The 22,710-nt window shown below is 59.2% G+C and carries 23 protein-coding genes; 8 read left to right on the plus strand and 15 right to left on the minus strand.

The genetic code is table 11. From position 1 onward, the window contains the following. Window positions 1–86: 86 nt before the first annotated feature. Window positions 87–878: a phosphate/phosphite/phosphonate ABC transporter substrate-binding protein gene (locus tag POF45_RS08900; protein WP_282315539.1), complete on the minus strand. Its 792-nt coding sequence runs from the start codon at window positions 876–878 to the stop codon at window positions 87–89. A gap of 48 nt (window positions 879–926) precedes the next feature. Next, the gene (locus tag POF45_RS08905) at window positions 927–1,868 is read right to left on the minus strand and encodes a fatty acid desaturase (protein ID WP_282315540.1); all 942 of its coding nucleotides are present in this window, start codon (window positions 1,866–1,868) and stop codon (window positions 927–929) included. A gap of 345 nt (window positions 1,869–2,213) precedes the next feature. On the opposite strand from POF45_RS08905, the gene POF45_RS08910 reads away from it, so the two are divergent. Then, complete coding sequence (locus tag POF45_RS08910) at window positions 2,214–2,651, plus strand: GNAT family N-acetyltransferase (RefSeq protein ID WP_259495971.1); 438 nt, start codon at window positions 2,214–2,216, stop codon at window positions 2,649–2,651. A 60-nt stretch (window positions 2,652–2,711) separates the two neighbouring features. Then, window positions 2,712–3,533: a class I SAM-dependent methyltransferase gene (locus POF45_RS08915; RefSeq protein ID WP_282315541.1), complete on the plus strand. Its 822-nt coding sequence runs from the start codon at window positions 2,712–2,714 to the stop codon at window positions 3,531–3,533. Between the two features lie 70 nt (window positions 3,534–3,603). On the opposite strand, the gene def is transcribed toward POF45_RS08915, so the two are convergent. From def to POF45_RS08930, 3 genes are all read right to left on the minus strand, one after another. Beyond that, the gene (gene def, locus POF45_RS08920; protein ID WP_259495974.1) at window positions 3,604–4,143 is read right to left on the minus strand and encodes a peptide deformylase; all 540 of its coding nucleotides are present in this window, start codon (window positions 4,141–4,143) and stop codon (window positions 3,604–3,606) included. Between the two features lie 2 nt (window positions 4,144–4,145). Then, entirely contained in the window at window positions 4,146–5,090 is a 945-nt protein-coding gene (locus tag POF45_RS08925; protein ID WP_259495976.1) for a YihY/virulence factor BrkB family protein, read from the minus strand. 175 nt (window positions 5,091–5,265) lie between these two features. Then, on the minus strand, window positions 5,266–5,457 hold the full coding sequence (locus POF45_RS08930) for a CsbD family protein (RefSeq protein ID WP_282315542.1): 192 nt from the start codon (window positions 5,455–5,457) through the stop codon (window positions 5,266–5,268). Between the two features lie 200 nt (window positions 5,458–5,657). Between POF45_RS08930 and POF45_RS08935 the strand changes: the two genes are divergently transcribed. Next, the gene (locus POF45_RS08935) at window positions 5,658–6,035 is read left to right on the plus strand and encodes a hypothetical protein (RefSeq protein WP_259495979.1); all 378 of its coding nucleotides are present in this window, start codon (window positions 5,658–5,660) and stop codon (window positions 6,033–6,035) included. Between the two features lie 176 nt (window positions 6,036–6,211). Here POF45_RS08935 and fadD1 read toward each other — a convergent pair whose 3' ends face one another. Together fadD1 and fadD2 are read right to left on the minus strand one after the other, a co-directional pair. Continuing rightward, complete coding sequence (gene fadD1 / locus POF45_RS08940) at window positions 6,212–7,903, minus strand: long-chain-fatty-acid--CoA ligase FadD1 (protein ID WP_259495981.1); 1,692 nt, start codon at window positions 7,901–7,903, stop codon at window positions 6,212–6,214. 354 nt (window positions 7,904–8,257) lie between these two features. Further along, a complete protein-coding gene (gene fadD2, locus POF45_RS08945) occupies window positions 8,258–9,946 on the minus strand; it encodes a long-chain-fatty-acid--CoA ligase FadD2 (RefSeq protein WP_282315543.1) in 1,689 nt (562 codons plus the stop codon). Window positions 9,947–10,175: 229 nt separating this feature from the next. On the opposite strand from fadD2, the gene POF45_RS08950 reads away from it, so the two are divergent. Then, window positions 10,176–11,120: an alpha/beta hydrolase gene (locus POF45_RS08950; RefSeq protein WP_259503250.1), complete on the plus strand. Its 945-nt coding sequence runs from the start codon at window positions 10,176–10,178 to the stop codon at window positions 11,118–11,120. Window positions 11,121–11,173: 53 nt separating this feature from the next. Beyond that, on the plus strand, window positions 11,174–11,644 hold the full coding sequence (locus tag POF45_RS08955) for a MaoC family dehydratase (protein WP_054044906.1): 471 nt from the start codon (window positions 11,174–11,176) through the stop codon (window positions 11,642–11,644). 226 nt (window positions 11,645–11,870) lie between these two features. Here POF45_RS08955 and POF45_RS08960 read toward each other — a convergent pair whose 3' ends face one another. Further along, complete coding sequence (locus POF45_RS08960) at window positions 11,871–12,338, minus strand: ferritin-like domain-containing protein (RefSeq protein WP_259495984.1); 468 nt, start codon at window positions 12,336–12,338, stop codon at window positions 11,871–11,873. A 204-nt stretch (window positions 12,339–12,542) separates the two neighbouring features. Here POF45_RS08960 and POF45_RS08965 point away from each other — a divergent pair, with 204 nt between their 5' ends. Next, entirely contained in the window at window positions 12,543–12,779 is a 237-nt protein-coding gene (locus POF45_RS08965) for a DUF3820 family protein (protein WP_282315544.1), read from the plus strand. 16 nt (window positions 12,780–12,795) lie between these two features. Next, entirely contained in the window at window positions 12,796–13,977 is a 1,182-nt protein-coding gene (locus POF45_RS08970) for an aminotransferase class V-fold PLP-dependent enzyme (protein ID WP_259495985.1), read from the plus strand. A gap of 5 nt (window positions 13,978–13,982) precedes the next feature. Here the strand turns inward: POF45_RS08970 and POF45_RS08975 are convergent, their stop codons facing one another. From POF45_RS08975 to zwf, 4 genes are all read right to left on the minus strand, one after another. Further along, on the minus strand, window positions 13,983–14,708 hold the full coding sequence (locus POF45_RS08975; protein WP_259495986.1) for an intradiol ring-cleavage dioxygenase: 726 nt from the start codon (window positions 14,706–14,708) through the stop codon (window positions 13,983–13,985). 243 nt (window positions 14,709–14,951) lie between these two features. Next, on the minus strand, window positions 14,952–15,617 hold the full coding sequence (locus POF45_RS08980) for a bifunctional 4-hydroxy-2-oxoglutarate aldolase/2-dehydro-3-deoxy-phosphogluconate aldolase (RefSeq protein ID WP_259495987.1): 666 nt from the start codon (window positions 15,615–15,617) through the stop codon (window positions 14,952–14,954). Window positions 15,618–15,634: 17 nt separating this feature from the next. Next, a complete protein-coding gene (pgl, locus tag POF45_RS08985; protein ID WP_259495988.1) occupies window positions 15,635–16,348 on the minus strand; it encodes a 6-phosphogluconolactonase in 714 nt (237 codons plus the stop codon). Continuing rightward, window positions 16,335–17,804 carry a glucose-6-phosphate dehydrogenase gene (gene zwf / locus POF45_RS08990; RefSeq protein WP_259495989.1) on the minus strand — a complete coding sequence of 490 codons (1,470 nt, stop codon included), beginning with the start codon at window positions 17,802–17,804 and terminating at the stop codon, window positions 16,335–16,337. Before zwf ends, pgl begins: the two co-directional genes overlap by 14 nt. A 225-nt stretch (window positions 17,805–18,029) precedes the next feature. Between zwf and POF45_RS08995 the strand changes: the two genes are divergently transcribed. Beyond that, window positions 18,030–18,890 (plus strand): MurR/RpiR family transcriptional regulator, encoded by an 861-nt coding sequence (locus POF45_RS08995; RefSeq protein WP_177331417.1) that lies wholly within the window; start codon window positions 18,030–18,032, stop codon window positions 18,888–18,890. 125 nt (window positions 18,891–19,015) lie between these two features. Here the strand turns inward: POF45_RS08995 and POF45_RS09000 are convergent, their stop codons facing one another. The 3 genes from POF45_RS09000 to POF45_RS09010 form a co-directional block, all read right to left on the minus strand. Then, a complete protein-coding gene (locus POF45_RS09000) occupies window positions 19,016–19,870 on the minus strand; it encodes a D-hexose-6-phosphate mutarotase (RefSeq protein ID WP_282315545.1) in 855 nt (284 codons plus the stop codon). Window positions 19,871–19,981: 111 nt separating this feature from the next. Next, on the minus strand, window positions 19,982–21,328 hold the full coding sequence (locus POF45_RS09005) for a carbohydrate porin (protein WP_259495992.1): 1,347 nt from the start codon (window positions 21,326–21,328) through the stop codon (window positions 19,982–19,984). A 220-nt stretch (window positions 21,329–21,548) separates the two neighbouring features. Then, window positions 21,549–22,709: an ABC transporter ATP-binding protein gene (locus tag POF45_RS09010; protein ID WP_259495993.1), complete on the minus strand. Its 1,161-nt coding sequence runs from the start codon at window positions 22,707–22,709 to the stop codon at window positions 21,549–21,551. Between the last annotated feature and the right edge of the window lies 1 nt (window position 22,710).

The raw sequence follows: 22,710 nt of genomic DNA on the forward strand, positions 1-22,710 counted from the left end.
TCCGGTGATCCGGTGGCGCGATCCTAGCAAGGTGCCTTATTCTTTAATAATACTTAAAAAGCATTTTTATATTCGATTAGTGCATTTCAACGTAGACGCCCATACCCCAGCGATTCGGCTTCCTGCTGATAGTCGAGCAGCACCTGATAATCGCCGTCGCTGGCCGGCAAAATCTCTTGCAGGCCGAGGACTTCGGCGACCTCGGGCAGTTCGTGCAGGGCGCTGTTCATCACCCGTCGAAGCGCCTCCAACTGTTGATCGCTGGCGGTTACGGCGGTGATGTACGGCAAGGTCGGGCTGAACGCGCTGCGAGCAATGACCCGCAGGCCGGTCACTTCCTCTTCGGCGTGCCGGGCCAGGTAGGCGAACGTGACGCTGTCGATGGCGGCCAGATCCGCCAGATCATCGCGCAGCCAGCGCAGGCTCTCGCGGTGGCTGCCGCTGATACCCACGCTGGCGAAGAACCGCCCTTCGCGGTGCAACGGCGCCAGGCGATGGCGCAGCAGGTTCATGCCGCTGTTGGAGTCTTCGCCGTTGATCACGCCACGGCTGTCGAAGAATGCGGGCAAGGTTCGTCGCGCATCATCGGCGCGACTGATCAGCAGGCTGCAGTGGTTGCCGCCGTTGGCATCGGGCAGTTCGTAGCGAGGGCGGCCGACGACCCGGACCTGGCCGCGCAGGGCGGTCATGAGTGGGTAGCCGCAAGTTTGGGTGAGTAGCAGGTCGGGGGACAACCAGATGTCTGGCAACGAGAGATTTTGTGCCTCCAGACGTGTGCTGTTGAGACGCTCAAGGATAAGCGCCAGCCAGCGTTCGTTGGCCTGGCGGATGGGCTCTGGGGCGACGTACATCAATAGCTCGGCGATGTGAGATGTCATCAAAATCTCCCTGCAAAAAAATATCCCTCGACTGTGAGTGTATTTCAATCAGTGAAATGGGTGCTTCGGGCTGTCGATGGCCTTCAATCCGTTTTCGCGCCACAACTGCCCATACCCCAGCACCACAAACCCACCGCTGCGCGCCTGCCACTGCTCGCGGCGGGCGCGATAAGCCTTGGGCAGGTCATACCAGGGCAGCCCCGGTAAATCGTGGTGCACCAAATGAAAATTCAGGTTCAGAAACAGCCAGCGCCATGGCCAACCCGCTTCGTTCAGCACGGTACGTTGCTCAGGCTGCGCGTGGGGACGGTGTTCATAGTAGGAGCGGATCATCGCAATCGACAGCGCCGGCACGCTGACCAGCAACAGGTAATGCCACACCGGCAGGAGGCTGTAGCGGGCAATGAATACCAGCATCAATACCGTAAGCATGCCGTGGGTCAGCCACATCCACCAGGCCTGTCGCTCAGCGTTGCGCAGGCGGCGCAGCTCTTCTTTGGCCAGGCTGAACAACGCCAAGGGAGCGCCGAGCATGAAACGACCGAATACGGTTTTGTTCAGCCAGTGCAGGTTTCGCTCGAACAGCGAACTGTGCCGCCAATCATGCGCGGTGAGATAGCGACTTTCAGGGTCGCGGCCAGGGATGGTCAGGTCTTCGTCGCGGTGGTGCAGCAAATGGCTGTCGCGATAAAGCGTATACGGATACCAGACGGCAAACGGGGCGTAACCGAGGAGTTTATTGAGCGTCAGCCAACGCGTGGGGTGGCCGTGCAACAACTCGTGCTGGACCGACAGCCACAACACCAGCAGCGGAATCAGCAAGGCGGTGCTCCACCAAACTCCCAGTCGGTTGCTCATCAGGACGAGGCTGAACCAGCCGACATACACGCCGATCAACAACAGCCAGGTTGGCCACTCGGTGCGAGCGGTCAGGCGTTGGCGCAGGGTTTCGATTTCATTGCGGTGGGCGGCATCGAAATAATGGGGCATGGCTTTGCTCAGAACGGGGATCTTTCCCTTCTGTGCAACAGCGTGTGGATTTCTTGCAGATTATTTGATTATTTCAACACCCCCCGTAGAAGCTGCAGAAGGCGGCTCCTACGGGGAAGGGTCTGTGTGGCTTAATGACCGAACACGTCCACCTTCTTGGCCTTCTTGTCCGCGCGTTTTTCATCGGCGGTCTTTGCCGGTTTTTTCTTCGCTGCTTTCTTTGAATCCATGCCTTTGGCCATGATACGTACTCCACTCATACGGGATGTGAGATCAGGTATACACCTATCGCCTCGCCCGCGTTCTTTTATAATCCCCCGCTTTGTGCACCGACAGTCAGAAACCATGCCCGACACCCAATACACCCTGCTCGCCGAGCCGTTATGGCCGCTGATGAACAAGTTTTACCGCGCCCACCAATCGCCGATGAAAGCAGTGCGCGATGCGCAACTGTGGGTGGCCAGGCGTGAGGAGATCGTCGCTGCGCTGTGTTTGCGGCCCGTTGCTGGCGGGCATTGGTTGACGGGGTTGTTTGTCGATCCGGCGTGCCGTGAGCAAGGTGTGGCGGCGGCGTTGATCGCTCGTGCCATCGAAGGCCTTGAGCAGCCAGTCTGGCTGTTCTGCCACCCGGATTTGCGCGGGTTTTATGAGCGGCGCGGGTTTGCGTTCAATCCGCAGTTGCCTCAGGCAATGGCTGAGCGCCTGAGCCGCTATGCCCGGAGCAAACCAATGATCAGCATGGGCTTAGAACCGTTGGCGAGGTCGTCCATCGATAATGGGTGATCGGCCTTTGATTGCTGCGTGCTAGCCTCAGGGTCGACTTCGACTTCAACAGGACGCGCCATGAAACCCGCCCTTCTGACCCTGACCCTTGCCGCACTGCTCGCCCCGGTCCTGGCGCATGCCGCCGATACACAAGCGATTTCCAGCGAACGCTACGCCGAGGTACTCAAAGGCACCTGGCGCGCGCCGCAGAACGGGGTGCGCGACGCCTACCGGCATCCGCAGCAGAGCCTGCAGTTCTTTGGTCTGCGCGCGAACCAGACGCTCATCGAAATCACCCCCGGCGCCGGTTGGTACAGCGAATTGCTGGCGCCGTTGCTCAAGGATCAAGGCACCTACATTGCGGCTGTCCAGGCGCCGAGCGTCAGTGACTCCGCGCGCAAGAACGAACAAACCCTCAAGGAAAAATTCGCTGCCTCCCCTGCGCAATACGCCAAGGCCCAGGTGGTCGAGTTCGACCCCAAGGCCCCGGTGCTCGGTAAACCCGGTTCGGCGGACACCGTGCTGACTTTTCGTAACGTGCACAACTGGGTGCTGGCCGACACGGCGCCACTGATGTTCGAGTCGTTCTTCAAGGTGCTCAAACCCGGTGGCGTACTCGGCGTGGTGGATCACCGGGCCAGGGACGGCGCTTCGCTGGACGAGATCAAGCACAGCGGTTACCTGACCACCGCCTATGTGGTGAAACTGGCGACCGATGCCGGATTCAAGCTTGAGGCCAAGAGCGAGATCAATGCCAATGCCAAGGACGCCAAGGATTACCCTGAAGGCGTCTGGACCTTGCCGCCGACGCTGACACTGGGGGAGAAGGACAAGGCGAAATACCTGGCGATTGGCGAGTCGGACCGGATGACGTTGCGGTTCGTCAAACCTGCGAAGTGAAGATTTAACAGTCAATAACAATCAAATGTGGGAGCGAGCTTGCTCGCTCCCACATTGTTATGTTGTGAATTCATTCGTCCGCGTTGGGATCCAGCTCCGGGAACAGCACTTCGGTATACCCGAACTTGCTGAAATCGCTGATCCGCGACGGGTACAAGCGGCCAATCAGGTGATCGCATTCGTGCTGCACCACCCGCGCATGAAACCCCGAGGCAATGCGCACGATGGGCTGGCCCTTGGGATCGAATCCCTCGTAGCGAATGTGCTGATAGCGATCCACCGCACCGCGCAGTCCCGGCACCGACAAGCACCCCTCAAAGCCTTCTTCCAGGCTCGGATCAAGCGGTGTGATCAACGGGTTGATCAGAATGGTCTGCGGCACGGCTTCAGCGTCGGGATAACGCTCGCTGTGCTCGAAACCGAAGATCACCAGTTGCAGGTCGACACCGACTTGCGGCGCAGCCAGGCCGACGCCGCCAACGCTTTCCATGGTCTGGAACATGTCGTCGATCAATTGCCACAACTCGGGGCTGTCGAACATCTCGGACGGCACCGGCGGGGCAATGCGCAGCAGGCGTTCATCGCCCATTTTCAAAATTTCACGGATCATGGTCAGGCTTCGTCAGTGGTCGGTTTGAGCGAGTGGTCCCGTCCCAGTCCCGATACGTGTTGTTTGTCGTCGTGCTCGCCAGGGACTTTTTCGCCGGGGTCCTTGCCTTCGCTCGACATGTGTTCGATCACCGCATTCATCTCCGCGCCGAGCAGCAGCACCGCGGCGGAAATGTAGAAGTACAGCAACAGCACGATGATCGCGCCGATACTGCCATACATGGCGTTGTAGTTGGCGAAGGTCTTGACGTAAAACGCGAAACCCAGGGACGCGATAATCCACACCACGACCGCCAGTACCGAGCCCGGCGTGATGAAGCGAAACTCCTGTTTGACGTCCGGGGTGACGTAGTAGATCAGCGCCACCGCGACCATCATCAGGATCACGATCACCGGCCAGCGGGCGATGGTCCACACCGTGACGATAAAGTCTTCCAGCCCGACCTGCGAGGCAATCCAACCCATCACCTGGGGCCCGAGCACCATCAGCGCGGCGGCGGCCAGCAACATGCCGGCGATGCCGATGGTGTAGAAAACCGACAGCGGGAAGCGCTTCCAGATCGGCCGGCCCTCGACCACGTCATAGGCCGCGTTCATCGCGTTCATCATCAGCCGCACACCGGCCGAGGCGGTATAAAGGGCGATCACGATACCGACCGACAACAGGCCGCCCTTGGATTGCTGCAATTGGTCGATCACCGGGTTCACCTGATCCAGCGCCTGGGGCGGCAGCACCAGTTCAGATTGCAGGCGCAACCAGGTGAAGAAGTCCGGCAGGTGCAGGAAACCGATCAGGGCGATCAGGAACAGAATGAAGGGGAACAGCGAGAACAGCATCTGGTAGGCCAGTGCCGAGGCGTAGGTCGACATTTCATCGTCGATGAATTCTTTGACCGTGCGCACCATGACCAGGTGCAGGGGCTGGCCTTTCATGTCCGGGAAAATCATTAGCGTCTCCTTTCGCCGCAAAAAGGTTGAAGTCGTGGCGACTCAGGGGCCGTTTTCTACATCAAAGTAGCCTAATTGGCGACTTTGAAACAATTTCGTTATTTAACCGAGGCGGCTGACGCAAAAACGGCCATCCGAGGATGGCCGTTTCGGTGTGCCTGAAAGGACAGTCACATCAAGACTTATCAACGGCTTTCTTGACGGCGTCCTTGGCTTTGCCCACGGCTTGCTGAGCTTCACCTTTCTTTTCCTGCACTTTGCCTTCGACCTGCAGCTTGGTGCTGTCGGTGGCTTTACCCACGCCTTGCTTGACCTTGCCAACAGCTTCGTTTGTCGCGCCTTTAACTTTATCGCCAGTGCTGCTCATGGTGTTTCTCCTGTGAACAATTAACGGGGAAAGTCGTTACAGAAAGATTGACCAGCGGGATTTGCGCGGAGTTTCATTTATTTTTCACCGCAACATTTCATCGCCGCGCAAAGGTTGGGCTTTATGTTTGCCGCCCAACCCACGAGAATGTGCGACGTATTCAGGCCCTGGCACTGAAGATCCAATCCCGTAGGAATGTTATGAAACTCGATAAAAAGCAGGCCATTGCCCGCAGAAACCTGGAACTCGGCGGTGCTGTGCTTGGCGTCAACAACTGCCATTTCACCGAATTGAACCGCAACCGCAACATCTGGTGGTTCGACCTTCCGGTGGCGCGTCTGGCCGTTGGTCAGTACGAATGGATTCACCTGCTGATGCACACCCCGGACACCGACGAACTGCTGCACCTGAAAGTGCCGACGGTGTTCCTGCGTGAAAAGCTCGAAGGTCTGGTGGTTCGCAATGAGGGTAAGCGCAAAGCGGCCCTGAGCCTGGAACTGAGCGCCGACAAGGACTCGTACCTGCAGGACATGCGTCCGGCGGGCACCAACGTCAATTTCGCGCCGTTTCGCCAGTAAAGATCAAAGGCTTCGCGAGCAGGCTCGCTCCCACGGTCAACCGGGTTCTTCCAGACAGAATCCGATCACATGTGGGAGCGAGCCTGCTCGCGAAGGCGGTCTGACAGACGCTGAAAGCCCCAGACCAACAACAAAAAGCCCCGCATCAGCGGGGCTTTTGTGTTTCTGCGAGGCGTTTACTTCTTCAGGCCCAGCTTCTTCAGTTCTTCATCACGCAGTTCGCGGCGCAGGATCTTGCCGACGTTGGTGGTCGGCAGCGCATCGCGGAATTCAACCGAGCGCGGGACTTTGTAGCCGGTGACATTGGCGCGCATGTGCTCCATCACCTTCTCCTTGGTCAGGGTCACGCCTGGCTTGGCAACGATGAAGATCTTGATCGCCTCGCCCGATTTCTCGTCCGGCACACCGATAGCGGCACATTGCAGCACGCCCGGCAGGGTCGCCAGCACGTCTTCCAGTTCGTTCGGGTAGACGTTGAAACCCGACACCAGAATCATGTCTTTCTTGCGATCGACAATGCGCATGTAACCGTCAGGCTGGATCAGCGCGATGTCGCCGGTCTTCAACCAGCCTTCGCTGTCGAGCATTTCATCGGTGGCTTCCTGACGCTGCCAGTAGCCCTTCATCACCTGCGGGCCTTTGACGCACAGCTCGCCGATTTCGCCCAGCGGCTGCTCGACACCGGCGTCGTCGATGACTTTGCACTGGGTCGATGGCACCGGAATGCCAATGGTACCGACCTGGATGTTCTGGATCGGGTTGACCGTGGCCACCGGGCTGGTTTCGGTCATGCCATAGCCTTCGCAGATCGCGCAGCCGGTGACCGTTTTCCAGCGCTCGGCGGCGGCCAGTTGCAGGGCCATGCCACCGGACAGGGTGACTTTCAGGTTCGAGAAGTCCAGCTTGCGGAAGCCCTCGTTGTTGCACAGGGCCACGAACAAGGTATTGAGGCCGACAAAACCGCTGAACTTCCACTTCGACAGTTCCTTGACCATTGCCGGCAAGTCACGCGGGTTGCTGATCAGGATGTTGTGGTTGCCGATCAGCATCATTGCCATGCAATGAAAGGTGAAGGCATAGATGTGGTACAGCGGCAGCGGGGTGATCAGGATCTCGCAACCTTCGTTGAGGTTGGAGCCCATCAGCGCCTTGCACTGCAGCATGTTGGCCACCAGGTTGCGGTGGGTCAGCATGGCGCCTTTGGCCACACCGGTGGTACCACCGGTGTATTGCAGTACGGCGACGTCACCGCTGGCCGGGTTGGCTTCAGCCACTGGCTGGCCATGGCCCTTGCTCAATACGTCGTTGAACTTGACGGCCTTGGGCAAGTGATACGCCGGGACCATCTTCTTCACGTACTTGATGACGCTGTTGATCAGCAGACGCTTGAGCGGCGGCAGCAGGTCGGCCACTTCGGTGACGATCACGTGCTTGACGCCGGTTTTCGGCACCACGATCTCGGCCAGATGTGCCATGTTGGCAAGGCACACCAGGGCTTTGGCACCGGAGTCGTTGAACTGGTGTTCCATTTCCCGCGCGGTGTACAGCGGGTTGGTGTTGACCACGATCAGCCCGGCGCGGATGGCACCGAAGACGGCGACCGGGTACTGCAGGACGTTGGGCAGTTGCACGGCGATTCGATCACCGGGCTGCAAGTCGGTATGCTGTTGCAGATAAGCGGCAAAGGCGCCGGACAATTCGTACAGTTCACCATAGGTGATTGTCTTGCCCAGGTTGCTGAAAGCCGGCTTGTCGGCGAAGCGTTGGCAGGATTGCTTCAACACTGCCTGAATATTCGGATACTCGTCTGGATTGATGTCGGCAGCAATCCCGGCAGGGTACTTATCCTTCCAAAAGTCTTCGATCATGGAAGCCCACTCCTCAGCAACGCGAATTCATCACCGCATTTGATGCGATTATTATTGGTGTGTGTTTTTTATTGGTGAGTCTGGCTTTTACATAGGCCGAGAGGTCACAAAGCGCGCCGAGAGTAGCAGCTTTGCCAAGGGCCGACTAGAGCCAAAAGCAGGCTCTACGGTCACTTTAATGACTCAAGACTGAGCAGTGGTTCTTTTTAGAGCAAAAATTCTATAACACCTTGAAAGCCCCTGAAACCGGGGCTTCCGGCAAAAAAAATCGCGAGCGGGCTCGCTCCCACAGGACCACCGATAACCTGTGGGAGCGAGCCCGCTCGCGATTGCGCGAAGCGCAGCTTTATAGCGTCAGGCGATATCGCGTAACTCGCGCCGCAGAATCTTGCCCACCGCCGTCATCGGCAACGACTCACGCAACACAATGTGCTTGGGGACTTTGTACGCCGTGAAGTTCTCCTTGCAGTACGCCTTCAGCTCTTCAAGACTGACCCCTGATTCGCGCGCCACCACGAACAGTTTCACCGCCTCCCCGGAACGCTCGTCCGGCACGCCAATCACCGCGCAGTTGGCAACTTTCGGGTGGGCCATCACCACGTCTTCGATCTCGTTGGGGTACACGTTGAAACCCGAGACGATGATCATGTCCTTCTTGCGATCAACAATGCGCACGAACCCGTCCGGATCGATCACTGCAATGTCACCGGACTTGAACCAGCCCTCGGCATCCAGCACCTCGGCGGTCGCCTCGGGTTTGTGCCAATAGCCCTTCATGATCTGCGGGCCCTTGATGCACAACTCGCCCCGCTCACCCAACGGTTGCTCGACGCCTTCCTCGTTGATGATCTTCAGCGTGGTGCCCGGCACCGGCATGCCGACAGTGCCCAGGCGTGATTTGCCGCCATACGGGTTGGTGCAGGCCACTGGCGAGGTTTCGGTCAGGCCGTAACCCTCGGTGATGCGGCAACCGGTCAATTGCTCCCAACGCTCGGCAGTGGCCTTCACCAGCGCGGTGCCGCCGGAGTTGGTGAGTTTGAGGCTGGAAAAATCCAGGGTCTTGAAGTCAGGATGCTCCATCAGCGCCACGAACAGCGTGTTGAGCCCCAGCAACGCCGAGAAACGCCAGTTCTTCAGCTCCTTGATGAAGCCCTTGATGTCCCGTGGATTGGTGATCAGCACGTTGTGGTTGCCGGTCACCATCATGCACATGCAGTTCGCCGTGAACGCATAGATGTGGTAGAGCGGCAGCGGCGCGATCATCACCTCCTGCCCTTCACGCAACAACGGCTGGCCGTCATCACCGAACTGCCCCAGACACGCCCGCGCCTGCTGCATGTTGGCCACCAGGTTGCCGTGGGTCAGCATCGCGCCCTTGGCCAGGCCCGTGGTGCCGCCGGTGTATTGCAGCACGGCGATGTCATCGAGGCTGACTTTCAGCGGCTTGATGCCCAGGCCGCGGCCCAGACGCAGCGCGCTCTTGAAGGAAATGGCCTGGGGCAGCGAATACTCCGGGACCATTTTCTTGACCTTGCTGACCACGGTGTTGATCAGCCAGCCCTTGGCGGCGGGCATCAGGTCGCCCATCTTCGCTTCAATCAAATACTGGATGTCGGTGTCGGCCAGCACTTCCTGGACCTTGGACCCGAACATGTTCAGGTAGACCAGCGCCCGGGCACCGGAATCCTTGAACTGATGACGCATCTCCCGCGGGGTGTACAGCGGGTTGGTATTGACCACGATCAGCCCGGCGCGCAACGCGCCGAATACGGCAATCGGGTAATGCAGCACGTTGGGCATCTGCACCGCGATGCGATCCCCCGGCACCAGATCGGTGTGGGCTTGCAGGTAGCCAGCGAAGGCGGCGCTGTGGCGTTCGAGTTCGGCGTAGGTCAGGGTCACGCCCATGTTGCTGAACGCAGGGCGATCGGCGAACTTTTTGCAGGAACGCTCGAACACCTCGATCACCGACTTGTACGCCCCCATGTCGATATCCAGGGGCACGCCGGCCGGGCGTTTGTCATTCCAGAAATCAGGTTGCATTGTTCTTGTCCTCTTTACCTGAATCTATCCGGGCCACTTTCTGTCATTTCTGAAAAAACCAGAAAGCGAAAAGCGGAGCTCCACCGACACTAGCAGTTATGGCCAATCAGGCAAATACGCCAAACGGCGTCATAGATCGTGTGAATCTTCTGGCCGTGCCGTGGCCTGATCGGACGCCGGGCAATGGATGCGCTATACAATGCAACCGACTCTGCGCAAAGGAATCGCCATGATCCACGACACGTTCTGGCTGACAGCCAGTGACCATAGCCGCCTCTTCGTCAACCAGTGGCTGCCCGACGGACCGCTCAAGGCCGTTGTCCTGCTGGCCCACGGCATGGCGGAACACAGCGGTCGCTACGCTCGATTGGCGCAGCAGTTCTGTGATCAGGGCTACGGCGTCTATGCGCCGGACTTGCGCGGACATGGCAAAACTGCCGAAAACGGCACGCTCGGCCATTTTGCCGACGATGATGGCTGGTGCAAGGTGGTCGGCGACCTCGCCAGCCTCAATCAATACATAGGCCAGCAGCATCCGGGCCAGCCGATTGTGTTGCTGGGGCACAGCATGGGCAGCTACATTGCCCAGGCTTACTTGCTGCACCACAGCGCCAGCCTGCACGGGGCGATTCTCAGTGGTTCGAACTTCCAGCCAGTGGCGCTCTATGGCGTGGCGCGGCAGATCGCCCGTTTCGAAAAACTGCGCCAAGGGCCCAAGGGTCGTAGCGCGCTGATCGAGTGGTTGTCGTTCGGCTCGTTCAACAAGGCATTCAAGCCGGCGCGCACGCCGTTCGACTGGCTGAGCCGCGACCCGGTGGAAGTCGACTTGTACGCCAACGATCCGCTCTGTGGCTTTCGCTGCACCAATCAGCTGTGGATCGATTTGCTCGGCGGCTTGCAGCAAATCAGCAAAGCGTCCAATCTCGCTCAGCTTGATCCGGGCCTGCCACTGCTGGTGATCGGCGGTGAATGTGATCCGGTAAGCCAGGGCAAGCGTCTGAAAGATCTGGCCGACGCGTTGCGTGAGGCCGGCAGCCGGAGCTTGCAACTGACCATTTACCCGCAGGCCCGGCATGAATTGTTCAACGAGAGCAATCGCGATGAAGTGACCGCCGATGTGCTGAGCTGGATCGCCCAGGCTCTGAGCAATCGCCGGCCCACCAGAACCGAATAGTTTTTTATGGCTTTTTTGTGGATTTATTTCATTTGTCACAGGAATCAACACCGATGACCCAGGTTACCAACACGCCTTACGAAGCCCTTGAAGTCGGCCAGACCGCCAGCTACAGCAAGACCGTCGAAGAACGCGACATCCAGCTGTTCGCAGCGATGTCCGGCGATCATAACCCGGTGCACCTGGACGCCGAGTTCGCTGCCGGCACGATGTTCAAGGAGCGTATCGCCCACGGCATGTTCAGCGGCGCGCTGATCAGTGCGGCGGTGGCGTGCGAGCTGCCTGGGCCGGGGACTATCTATATCGGGCAGCAGATGAGCTTTCAGAAGCCGGTGAAAATTGGCGACACCCTGACCGTGCGTCTGGAAATCCTCGAGAAACTGCCCAAGTTTCGCGTACGCATTGCCACTCGTGTGTTCAACCAGCGTGATGAGTTGGTAGTGGATGGCGAGGCGGAAATTCTGGCGCCGCGTAAACAGCAGACGGTGACATTGCCTGTCTTGCCGGCGATCAGCATTGGCTGAAGCACCGTGCTTGGGTGATGAATTAAACACGTCGTGGCGAGGGGGGCTTGCCCCCGTTGGGGCGCGAAGCGTCCCTGAAATCTGCAACGCGGTGTATCAGGTACATCGATTGCGATGGTTTACGACTGCTGCGCAGCCGAGCGGGAGCAAGCTCCCTCGCCACAGTGATTGGCAGGCATAAAAAAACGCCAGTGCAGACTGGCGTTTTTTTTGTCGCTACGAACGCTTAAGAACGCGCACGAGCCTGGTTACGCAGGGCTTTTACTTGATCGTGGTTGCGTTGCACGCCGTGGTACTGGCGCTCGACCAGGTCACGAATGCCCACCAGGTTGTGCTTGTTGATCTTCTCGATCGCTTCCTTGTACGCCTTCAGCGCGTGGTCTTCACCGCGTTCGGCCTCGTTCAGCACGGCCTCTTCGTCCTTGCCGGTGAACATGGATTTCACGTCCACCCAGCGACGGTGCAGATCACCGCTGACGCTGGTCGAGGTTTCCGGATCGCCACCCATGGAACGCACAGTGCTTTGCAGTTCGGCAGCCGCGGTCGCGCAATCGGCGGAGCGCTGAACAAACAGGGTCTTGAGTTCTGGGTGTTTGATGTCTTCGGCGCAAGTCTTGAACCCTTCCTGACCGTCTTTGCAGGTTTCGATCAGGTCGTTGAGTACAGAGATGGCTTCTTTGTTGAGGTCGGTCATTTTTCAATTCCTTGCGGGTTGATGAAAGATGCAATATCCATTGCAGCGTGCATGCCAGCTTTGAATTGATAATTTATCCGTTATTTTTCAATAACTTATACTTTTATCAGAAATCTGCATCCGCGTTATTTGCATGATCTGTCATTTGGCCTGCATGCAGAATGCCTGTATTTTCCAGACTGTTTGAATCACGACGACTGATTGATGAATCCTGAAAAGCTCGAACTGCTGATTACCCGCGAAATGCCCTTTGGCAAATACAAGGGGCGCATCATCGCCGACCTGCCCGGCCAGTACCTGAACTGGTTCGCCCGAGAGGGATTTCCCCACGGCGAACTGGGTGGCTTGCTGGCGTTGATGCAGGAAATCGACCACAACGGTTTATCGGAACTGCTCGAACCGCTACGCGCCAAGCTAGGCAAACCAGCCCCCCGCCACTGAATCGACCGAGTAGCCCATGCCCGATAACACCCGCCGTGCCCGTGATGAAGCCTTCTGGCAGACGTTTGCTGACCGCTATGCTGTAGAACCCGGCCCCATCAACCTGGAGAACGGCTATTTCGGGCGCATGTCCCGCACTGTGGTCGAGGAATACCAGCGCAACATCGAGCTGATCAATCGCAGCAACTCGGTGCACGTGCGCCAGCGCTTCGAGCAGGGCGAAAGCCTGGATATTCGCGCGCAACTGGCGGAGATGATCGGCGTGCGCGCGCAATCCGTCGCCCTCACCCGCAACGCCAGCGACGGCCTGCAATCGCTGATCCGTAACTACAACCGGCTAGAACCGGGGGATCAGGTGCTGCTGTGCGACCTGGAGTACGACACGGTCAAAGGCGCCCTGCGCTGGCTGGCCCGCCATCGTGGCGTGGAGGTGATCGAGATCGAACACAGCCACCCCGCCAGCCATGAGAGCCTGCTGGCCAGCTACCGCGAAGCCTTCGAGCGCTATCCACGACTGAAACTGATGGCCCTGACCCACGTCACCCATCGCACCGGCCTGGTAATGCCGGTGAAGGCCATCGCCGCCCTGGCCAAAGAATATGGCGTAGACATCATTCTCGATGGCGCTCACGCACTGGGCCAGATCAAATTCGATCTTGAAGACCTCGGCATCGCTTTCGCCGGCTACAACCTGCACAAGTGGATCGGTGCGCCGCTGACTCTGGGGTTCATTTACATCGCCCCACAGCGCCTGGCCGACATCGACCCGGACATGGGCGAGATGCATTTCCCGGTCGGCGACATCCGCTCCCGTACGCCCTACAGCACCCCCAACATCCCGGCGTTGCTGACCTTGCCGCTGGTGTTCGAAGAGCATCAGGCCATGGGCGGTTCCGCGGCCAAGGGCGCACGGCTCAACTATCTGCGCAACGTGTGGGTGAACGCCGTGCGCGAGCTGCCGGGCATTGAAATCATGACCCCTGACGACCCGCGCCTGTATTGCGGCATCACCTCGATGCGCTTCACCCGACATGCCGATCAGCAGGTGATGGCCGAACGCTTGCTCAACGACTACAACCTGTTCACCGTGGTCCGCAGCGGCGCCGCCTGTGGCCCGTGTATCCGCATTACACCCGGGCTGACCACCACCGCCGCCGAAATCGAGGTCTTGACCCAGGCGCTGACCGAGCTGCGCTGAGCGGCCTACACCGTGTACTTGTCGAAGTCTTCGGGCTTGATCTGCGTCGATACCGCAAAGGTATCGATGCCAATCGTCAACTGGCCGAAAAAGCCGTCATCAAGGCTGTCTCGACTCACGGGGTGAACGTTCAGGGTCGACGCCTCGCCGCCCATGTCGGCGTAAAACATGTCCTTGTCGTTGGTCAGCACCGGGATCGCCCGCCCGCGGTACTCACGAGCGTTAAGCACCGACCGTGACGCCGACTCTGGAAAATACAGCTGACCAACCCAGGCAACATGCCGTTCTTCCAGATAGTTGTTCCCCGCCACGATGCGCACCGCTACATGAAGGTGCAGGGCGCGGCCAGCGTAAAACCCCGGATAAATGGTGGTGAATCTCACGATGCCGCCCTGATCGCTGAACTGCCCGCCGCGCAGGTACGTGTCGTCATCCGTGCGCGGGACCGAACCGATATCACCGGAATCCACCTTCTTGTCCGGATCGATCTTGCTCCAGCCCGAGTAGGCACCGCGGGCATTGCAGTGCCAGACATCCACCAGGGCGCCCGTGACCGGTTCGCAGGTCATGGCATCGACAATGGTCAGGCGCAGTACCAACGGGATACCGTCGGCGCCTTCGCTGATGTTGCGCCTGATCAGTTTCGGGTTACGGAAATACGGGCCGGCGATCTGTTCCGCAGACAGCAGGCACACAGGTTGTTTTGATGAAGCAGGGATTGTGACGTCCATGTCGTTCTCTCTTCCATAAGATGAACGCAGGTTAACGCTGGGTGGCGGTCAGGGTGCGGTAACTATGTATCGCATGATTTCCCCGGGGGTGGTTGGCCGGCCCACGAAGCAACAGATACACCGCGTTATCGTTCATCGCGGGCAAGCCCGGCTCCCACCGTTTTTTTTTGCAAAAAAAAACGGTGCACCGACCAAGCGCACCGTAAAGCCGTAGAACACACAACGAAGTGTTTGATCGAGCAATCAGTCCAGCAGCGCCAGGGCCTCGGCGGTGCATTCCTGAATGCGGGCCCAGTCGCCGTTCTTGATCCACTCGGGATCAAGCATCCAGCTACCGCCCACGCACATGACGTTTTTCAACGCCATGTAGCTCTTGATGTTGGCCGGGCTCACGCCGCCGGTCGGGCAGAATTTCACCTCACCGAACGGGCCGCCCAAGGCCTTGATGGCTGCCACGCCACCGCTGACTTCCGCCGGGAACAGCTTGAAGCGACGATACCCCAGGCCATAGCCTTCCATGATGCCGGAAGCGTTGCTGATGCCCGGCAGCAGCGGGATCGGGCTGTCGACACTGGCTTCGAGCAAATCACGGGTGATACCCGGCGTGACAATAAACTGCGAGCCCGCGGCTTCCGCCGCGGCCAGCATCTTGCGATCAAGCACCGTGCCCGCACCGGTCATCAGCTCCGGACGCTGCTCACGCAGAATCTGGATGGCCTTGAGGCCGAACTGCGAACGCAGGGTCACTTCCAGCGCGCTCAGGCCACCAGCGGCCAAGGCGTCGGCCAGAGGCAGTACGTCCTGTTCGCGAGCGATGGTGATCACCGGCAGGATCCGCGCCTTGGCGCAGAGGCTGTCGATCAGGGCAACTTTATCCGCCATGGAAACGGTCGGGGATGGGTTTGTCATAGCGGCTGATCCTTGGCTCATGGGCACCAGTAAATCTCTAACGTAGGTTGCAGAAAGGCACGAATCGGCATGGCGGCGACATCGTCACCGGCCAATGCGGCATTCAGGGTGGTCAACTTGGACTGACCGGAAATCGACAGCACTTTGTGGGTGGCCGATGCCAGCAGTGCGCGGCTCATGCTCAGGCGTTGATGAGGCACGGTCGGCGCCAGCATCGGCCAGCAGCGACGGCTGCCATCAAGCTTCAAGGCGTCCGCCAGGTTCGGGCTGTCGGGGAACAGGGACGCAGTGTGGCCGTCATCGCCCATGCCCAGAATCAGCACGTCGATGGGCGGCAATTCGGCGAGCAGGCGATCCGCATTCTGCGCAGCCTCTTCAAGGTTGGCAGTGGCGCTGTACAGGCTGAGAAATTTCGCCCTGGCCGCCGGGCCTTGCAGCAGGTAGCGCTTGAGCAGGCCGGCATTGCTGTCGGCGTGTTCCACGGGCACCCAGCGTTCGTCCGCCAGGGTCACCACGACCTTGGACCAGTCCAGCGCCTGTTTGGCCAGGTTCTGGAAAAACGCGACCGGGCTGCGACCACCGGACACCACCAACACAGCGGTGCCACGGGCTTCGATCGCTGCGCGCAGTTGCTCGGCCACTTTCAACGCCAGACCGTCGGCCAACAGCACCGGGTTCTTGAACGCATGGGCGCTGACGCCTTGCGGCAGTTTCAATTCAGATATCGCCATACCATGACCTCCCGTCCCGCGTGATCAGTGCAATGGAGCTCATCGGTCCCCAGGACCCGGCCGCGTACGGCTTGGGCGCATCACCGGATTTTTTCCACCCGGCGATCAACTGGTCACACCACTTCCACGCGGCTTCGATTTCATCTTTACGGACAAACAGGTTCTGATTGCCCCGCATCACTTCCAGCAACAACCGCTCATAGGCATCGGGGATCCGTGCGCTACGCCAGGTGTCGGAAAAGTTCAGTTGCAGCGGACCGCTGCGCAGTTGCATGCCCTTGTCCAGGCCTTGTTCCTTGGTCATCACGCGCAAGGAAATACCTTCGTCCGGTTGCAGGCGGATGATCAGTTTGTTGCTGATCTGCAGGCGCTGCTCAGGGGCGAAGATGTAGTGCGACGGCTCTTTGAAGTGAATGACGATCTGCGACAGCTTTTGCGGCATGCGCTTGCCGGTACGCAGATAGAACGGCACGCCGGCCCAGCGCCAGTTACGAATGTCGGCACGCAAGGCAACAAATGTTTCAGTGTCGCTCTGGGTGTTGGAATTCGGCTCTTCCAGATAACCCGGCACCGGCTTACCTTCGCTGTAACCGGCGATGTACTGGCCGCGCACCACTTGCGTGGTCAGGCCTTCCGGGCTGATCGGCGCCAGGGCCTTGAGCACTTTGACTTTCTCGTCGCGGATGCTGTCGGCGGACAGGTCGGCCGGCGGGTCCATGGCGATCAGGCAGAGCAGTTGCAGCAGGTGATTCTGGATCATGTCGCGCAGCTGACCGGCCTTGTCGAAGTAGCCCCAGCGGCCTTCGATACCGACCTTCTCGGCCACGGTGATTTCCACGTGGGAGATGTAATTCTGGTTCCACTGGGTTTCGAACAGGCTGTTGGCGAAGCGCAGCGCGATCAGGTTCTGTACCGTCTCTTTGCCCAGGTAGTGGTCGATGCGGTAGGTGCGATTCTCCGGGAAGAACTGCGCCACCGCGTCGTTGACCTTGCGCGAGGACTCCAGGTCCGAGCCGATCGGTTTTTCCAGCACGACACGGGTGTTTTCCGCCAGGCCGACCCTGGACAGGTTTTCGCAGATCGCGCCGTAGACCGCCGCCGGGGTGGCGAAGTAGGCGATCACCCGTTGAGCGGTGCCGGCCTGTTCGGCCAGGGCGACATAGTCGTCCGCCTTGAGGAAGTCGACGTGCAGGTAGCTCAGTCGGGCCAGGAAGCGCTCGACCACGGCTTCGTCCAGCTCCTTGGCATCGACGTAGCGGCGCAGTTCGCTGGCAATAAAGGCCAGGTGCTGCTGCTCGCTGCCGGGTTCACGGGCCAGCGCGATGATTCGCGTGTTCTCGTGCAGCAGACCGGCGCCGTCAAGTTGATAAAGGGCAGGAAACAGCTTGCGTATGGCCAGATCGCCAAGGGCGCCGAACAAGGCAAAGGTGCACGGTTCAACCGTAATCGAAGGCATGATGTTTGTTCTTTTATCAAGTTAAGCTACAAATACCTTTTTTCAAGGCATCACTCAAGGAAAAATGTAGTAATAAACACAACATTTTCGCAAAATACAGATTCCGTGTGGTGGTCCGCCGGAGCCATCAGTAGGATAGGCCACCGTGACGGGCCGCATCAAAGGCCCAATTTGCATAGCAGAGCGCCTTTTCGTAGGTGAACCAAGGAAACATATATGGACCGCGTGCGAAATTTACTGGAGCAGATCCAGAACCGCCTGGAAGACCTTAACAAGGCCGAACGCAAAGTCGCCGAAGTGATCCTGCTCAACCCACAGCAGGCCACCCGCTTCAGCATCGCCGCCCTCGCCCAGGCGTCCAAGGTCAGCGAACCGACCGTCAACCGCTTCTGCCGTTCGTTCGGCGTCAGCGGCTATCCCGAACTCAAGCTGCAACTGGCCCAGAGCCTGGCCAGCGGCGCTGCGTATGTCAGTCGAGCGGTAGAGGCGGATGACAATCCTGAAGCCTACACCCAAAAAATCTTCGGCAGCGCCATCGCATCGCTGGACAGTGCCTGTCAGGCGCTGGACCCGAACCTGATCAGCCGAGCCGTCGATCTGTTGATCCAGGCTCGCCAGATCCACTTCTTCGGCCTCGGGGCTTCGGCGCCGGTCGCCCTGGATGCACAGCACAAGTTTTTCCGCTTCAACCTGGCGGTCACTGCCCATGCCGATGTGCTGATGCAACGCATGATTGCCTCGGTGGCCCATACCGGCGAATTGTTCGTGATCATTTCCTACACCGGCCGCACTCGCGAACTGGTGGAAGTGGCGCGCATTGCGCGGGAGAACGGCGCTTCGGTGCTGGGTTTGACGGCCGAGGGCTCGCCTTTGGCCAAGGCCAGTACCTTGAGCCTGAACATCCCGCTGCCGGAAGACACCGACATCTATATGCCAATGACGTCGCGGATCATTCAGTTGACCGTACTGGATGTGCTGGCGACGGGCATGACCTTGCGCCGGGGTGTGGATTTCCAGCCGCATTTGCGCAAGATCAAAGAGAGCTTGAATGCGAGCCGGTATCCGGTTGGGGATGAGTTTAATTAGTCCAGTATCTTTAGTGCCTGATCTGACGCCATCGCGAGCAAGCTCGCTCCCACATTTGAAATGCATTCCCCTGTGGGAGCGAGCTTGCTCGCGATGGCGTCATCTGCAGCACCGAAACGCTTGAACTAAGCTCCAACCCGCGCCTGCAAACTCAAATGCGCCCGCTCCCCCGGTGCCAGGCTCAGGCTATCGGTCCCGCCGCTCGCCGCCTCGACACAGACAAACTCACACACCTCACTCCAGCTCACCCCCAGCAACGGCCGCGAGCCCGGATGCCAGACCACTGTGTCGCCATCGTCACCGGTATCAATGCACAACTCGCGCTGCCAGGCGTGATCCTTGATCTGTAGCTCACCGTCGTGCTGGAACACCCGCTGACAGCCACCGTCAACCCGCAACTCGCCTTCCTGCTGACAGACCTGACGATTCAACTGGTCATAACCTTGCGCACCGTCGAGCCCAGACAGCGCTACCTCAGCAACGTCACCAATACGCCAATAAGCATGCAAAGCCTGGCTCAACTGGCATGGCAGGCTGTCCTGATGCTCGGTGCTCAGGCGCAGATCCATCCCTTCACCCAGGTGCGCGTGCAGCTCTACCGTCCAGTCGCACAACTGCAACTGCCAGTGCAAACGCACGCCGTCGTCATCGCTGCTGCTGTCGAGCAATTTCCAGTCGAGCAGCCGCGCCCAGCCATGGGACGGCCAGGCATTTTCGCTCGGGTGACGGCCGTACCACGGCCAGCACACCGGTACGCCACCGCGAATGGCCCCCACATGCGGCCACTTCGCCGCGCACCACAGCCAGGGCTTCTGGCCCTTGGGCTGAAAGTGCAGCAACTGCGCGCCCTGGCGACTGAACACTGCCTGACACAACGGGTGATCGATCACCAACACGTCGCGCACCTGATAGCGCTCCCACGCAAACACCGGACGTTCGCGCAAGGACTTGAAGAAGCGTTGTAGCGGATGCTCATGCATGTGCCACGGTCCTGAAAATCAACTACCCGGGCTGCGCCGCCCCAAAAAAAAGCGGACAGCCTTGGCTGTCCGCAAATATGCGCACATAGAGAGGAGCTTATCGCAACAACGTTAGAACACCGACTGAATTTTCAGACCGGCCACCAGGGCGTTGTCGACTTCATCGACACCGCCTGGGTGAGTGACGTATTGCAGGTTAGGACGCACGGTCAGCCAGTTGGTGACGTGGAAACCGTAGTTGATCTCGTAGTTGTATTCAGTGGAACGCAGCGGCGAGAACAGCGGGTCGTCGTAGTTGGTAGCACCATCAGCAACGTTGAGCAGCTCGGCGTTTTTCTTCACGTCATCGTTGACATGGATACGGGCGAAACCGATACCGACGTCGTCTTTTGGACGTGCATCGAACGGGCCCTTGTACACAAACATCAGCGACTGGTAGTTGTCGACGACGTTGGTGTCCTTGTCATGGAAGGTGGCGTTGGCCGCGACGTTCAGGCCGCGCGAAGCATCACCGTTGTGGCTGGTGAGTTGCTGCTGCGCCACGAACCAGTAGCCGTGCTTGCTATCGTGAACGCGATACGGTTCACCGGTGGTTGCAGCGTCGTTGCCGTTGGCGTCTTTAAGCACGTCATCAGCAGGGGCAGTGCTTTTGTAGTAACCGACACGGTACTCGCCCGGCAGGCTGTTGACCTTCGGCGACCAGACCAGTTCGACGGGCAGGACGGTGCCTTTGGTGCCACTGCCGCTGAGTTTGAAGCCGTTACCGTGCTCCAGTTGCGACGGGTTCTGGTTGTAGGCACCGATCTGCGCATACAACTCAGGCGTGATGTTGTACTTGATGCGCAATGCCGCCTGGCTGACCGGCCAGTTGTACCAGATGCCGGTCGCCCAGTTACCCACCTGGGAGCCGCAGAACGCCAGGTTCTGGAAGTCACACGGGAAGGTGTTGAAGTCTTCGCCTTCGCCGAAGTAACCGGCCTTGATGTCCAGTTTGTTGTCGAGGAACTGGTGCTGAACCCACAATTGGGTCAGACGAACCATGTGGCCACGGCCATAAACCTCTTGAGAGGAACTCAAGGTGCCGGCACGCGGATCGCCGACGCGGTCATTGGAAATGTTTTCACCGTTACGGTTGGTGAGCTGGACCTTGGCCTGGGTGTTATCCCAGCCGAGCAGTTTTTGCAGGTCCAGCGCCACGCCCAGACCAAACTGGTCGCTGTAGCGCGCCGTCTTGTCGTTGTTGTAACCGCCGTGGAGGTTGCCGCCCACTTCACCAACGTAGTCGGCCTTGATATCGATACCTTGCTCGATCAGCTTGGTCCGCTCGCCACCCCAGTCACCCGTCATCCACTGGGAATCCTGGCTGAACGCGTCAGCCGCGTGAACGCTACCGGCCAGGGTTATTGCCGCCGCAACAGCTGACAACTGGCAGATACGCACATTGGTGTTCTTTTTCATCCCTACATCCTCGTCTTTATTGTTATTAACTGTTTTTATCTAACGCGGTTTACATCAATTGCGACGAACGACAGGCCGCCCACCGCGTGCTCCCTCTGGAAGCTGGACCCTGTGGGAGCTGGCTTGCCTGCGATGGCATCAACCCAGTTCGGCACTGAACCGAGTTGTCTGCATCGCGGGCAAGCCCGGCTCCCACAGGTCCTGCTCCCACATTTGATCTTCAGCGACCTTTGAATTGCGCGATGTTGCCTACCGATGCTTCGGTTTTTGGCACACCCGCAACCCCCAGGCGCTCCCCTGTCTGGGCATCAAACAGCAACACCTTCGACGGATCGAATTGCAACGTCAGGGTCTCACCAACACCTGGCGCGACATCCGGCGCCAGACGGCAGCAGACCTTGGTGTCGTTGAGATTGACGAACACCAGCGTGTCCGGCCCGGTCGGCTCGGTGACTTGAACTTCAGCACGAATAGTCGGCAAGCCATTGGCCTCGCTGCCCGCCAGCACGATCTGCTCCGGGCGCATGCCGAGGATCACTTCGCGATCTTCAAGGCCGGCGTCCTGCATGCCCAACGGCAATTCGCAGCGCGCCTGACCGCTGTCGAGCAGCGCCACCAGACGCCCGTCCTTGCGCTGCAGACGCAGTGGAATGAAGTTCATCGGCGGCGAACCGATGAAGCTCGCCACGAACAGGTTAGCTGGATTGTTATAGATGTCTTTCGGCGTACCGAACTGCTGGATGATGCCGTCCTTCATCACCGCCACTTTGTCACCCAGGGTCATGGCTTCGATCTGGTCGTGGGTCACGTAGACCGTGGTGGTTTTCAGGCGCTGGTGCATCAGTTTCATTTCGGTGCGCATCTCGACCCGCAGCTTGGCGTCGAGGTTGGACAGCGGTTCGTCGAACAGATAGATCTTCGGCCGGCGCGCCAGGGCACGCCCCATCGCCACGCGCTGTTGTTGACCACCGGAGAGCTGGCCGGGTTTGCGGTTGAGCAAGTGTTCGATCTGCAACAGCTTGGCCACTCGCGCCACTTCCGCTTCGATGTCGGCAGCGGGCATTTTGCGGATCTTCAAGCCGAAGGCGATGTTCTCGCGCACGCTCATGGTCGGGTACAGCGCATAGGACTGAAACACCATGGCAATGTCACGGTCTTTCGGGCTCATGCCGCTGACGTCCTGGTCACCGATCATGATCGCGCCGCCGGTGATGGTCTCAAGGCCGGCGATGCAATTCATCAGGGTCGACTTGCCGCAACCCGAAGGCCCGACAAGGATCAGGAACTCACCGTCCTTGATCGACAGCTCGATGTTCTTGAGGGTGTCCGGCAGGCCTGGGCCATAGGTCTTGTTTACGTTGCGAAGTTCGAGCGTTGCCATG

Origin of the sequence: Pseudomonas fungipugnans, assembly GCF_029955235.1 — a bacterium.
Classification (GTDB): domain Bacteria; phylum Pseudomonadota; class Gammaproteobacteria; order Pseudomonadales; family Pseudomonadaceae; genus Aquipseudomonas; species Aquipseudomonas fungipugnans.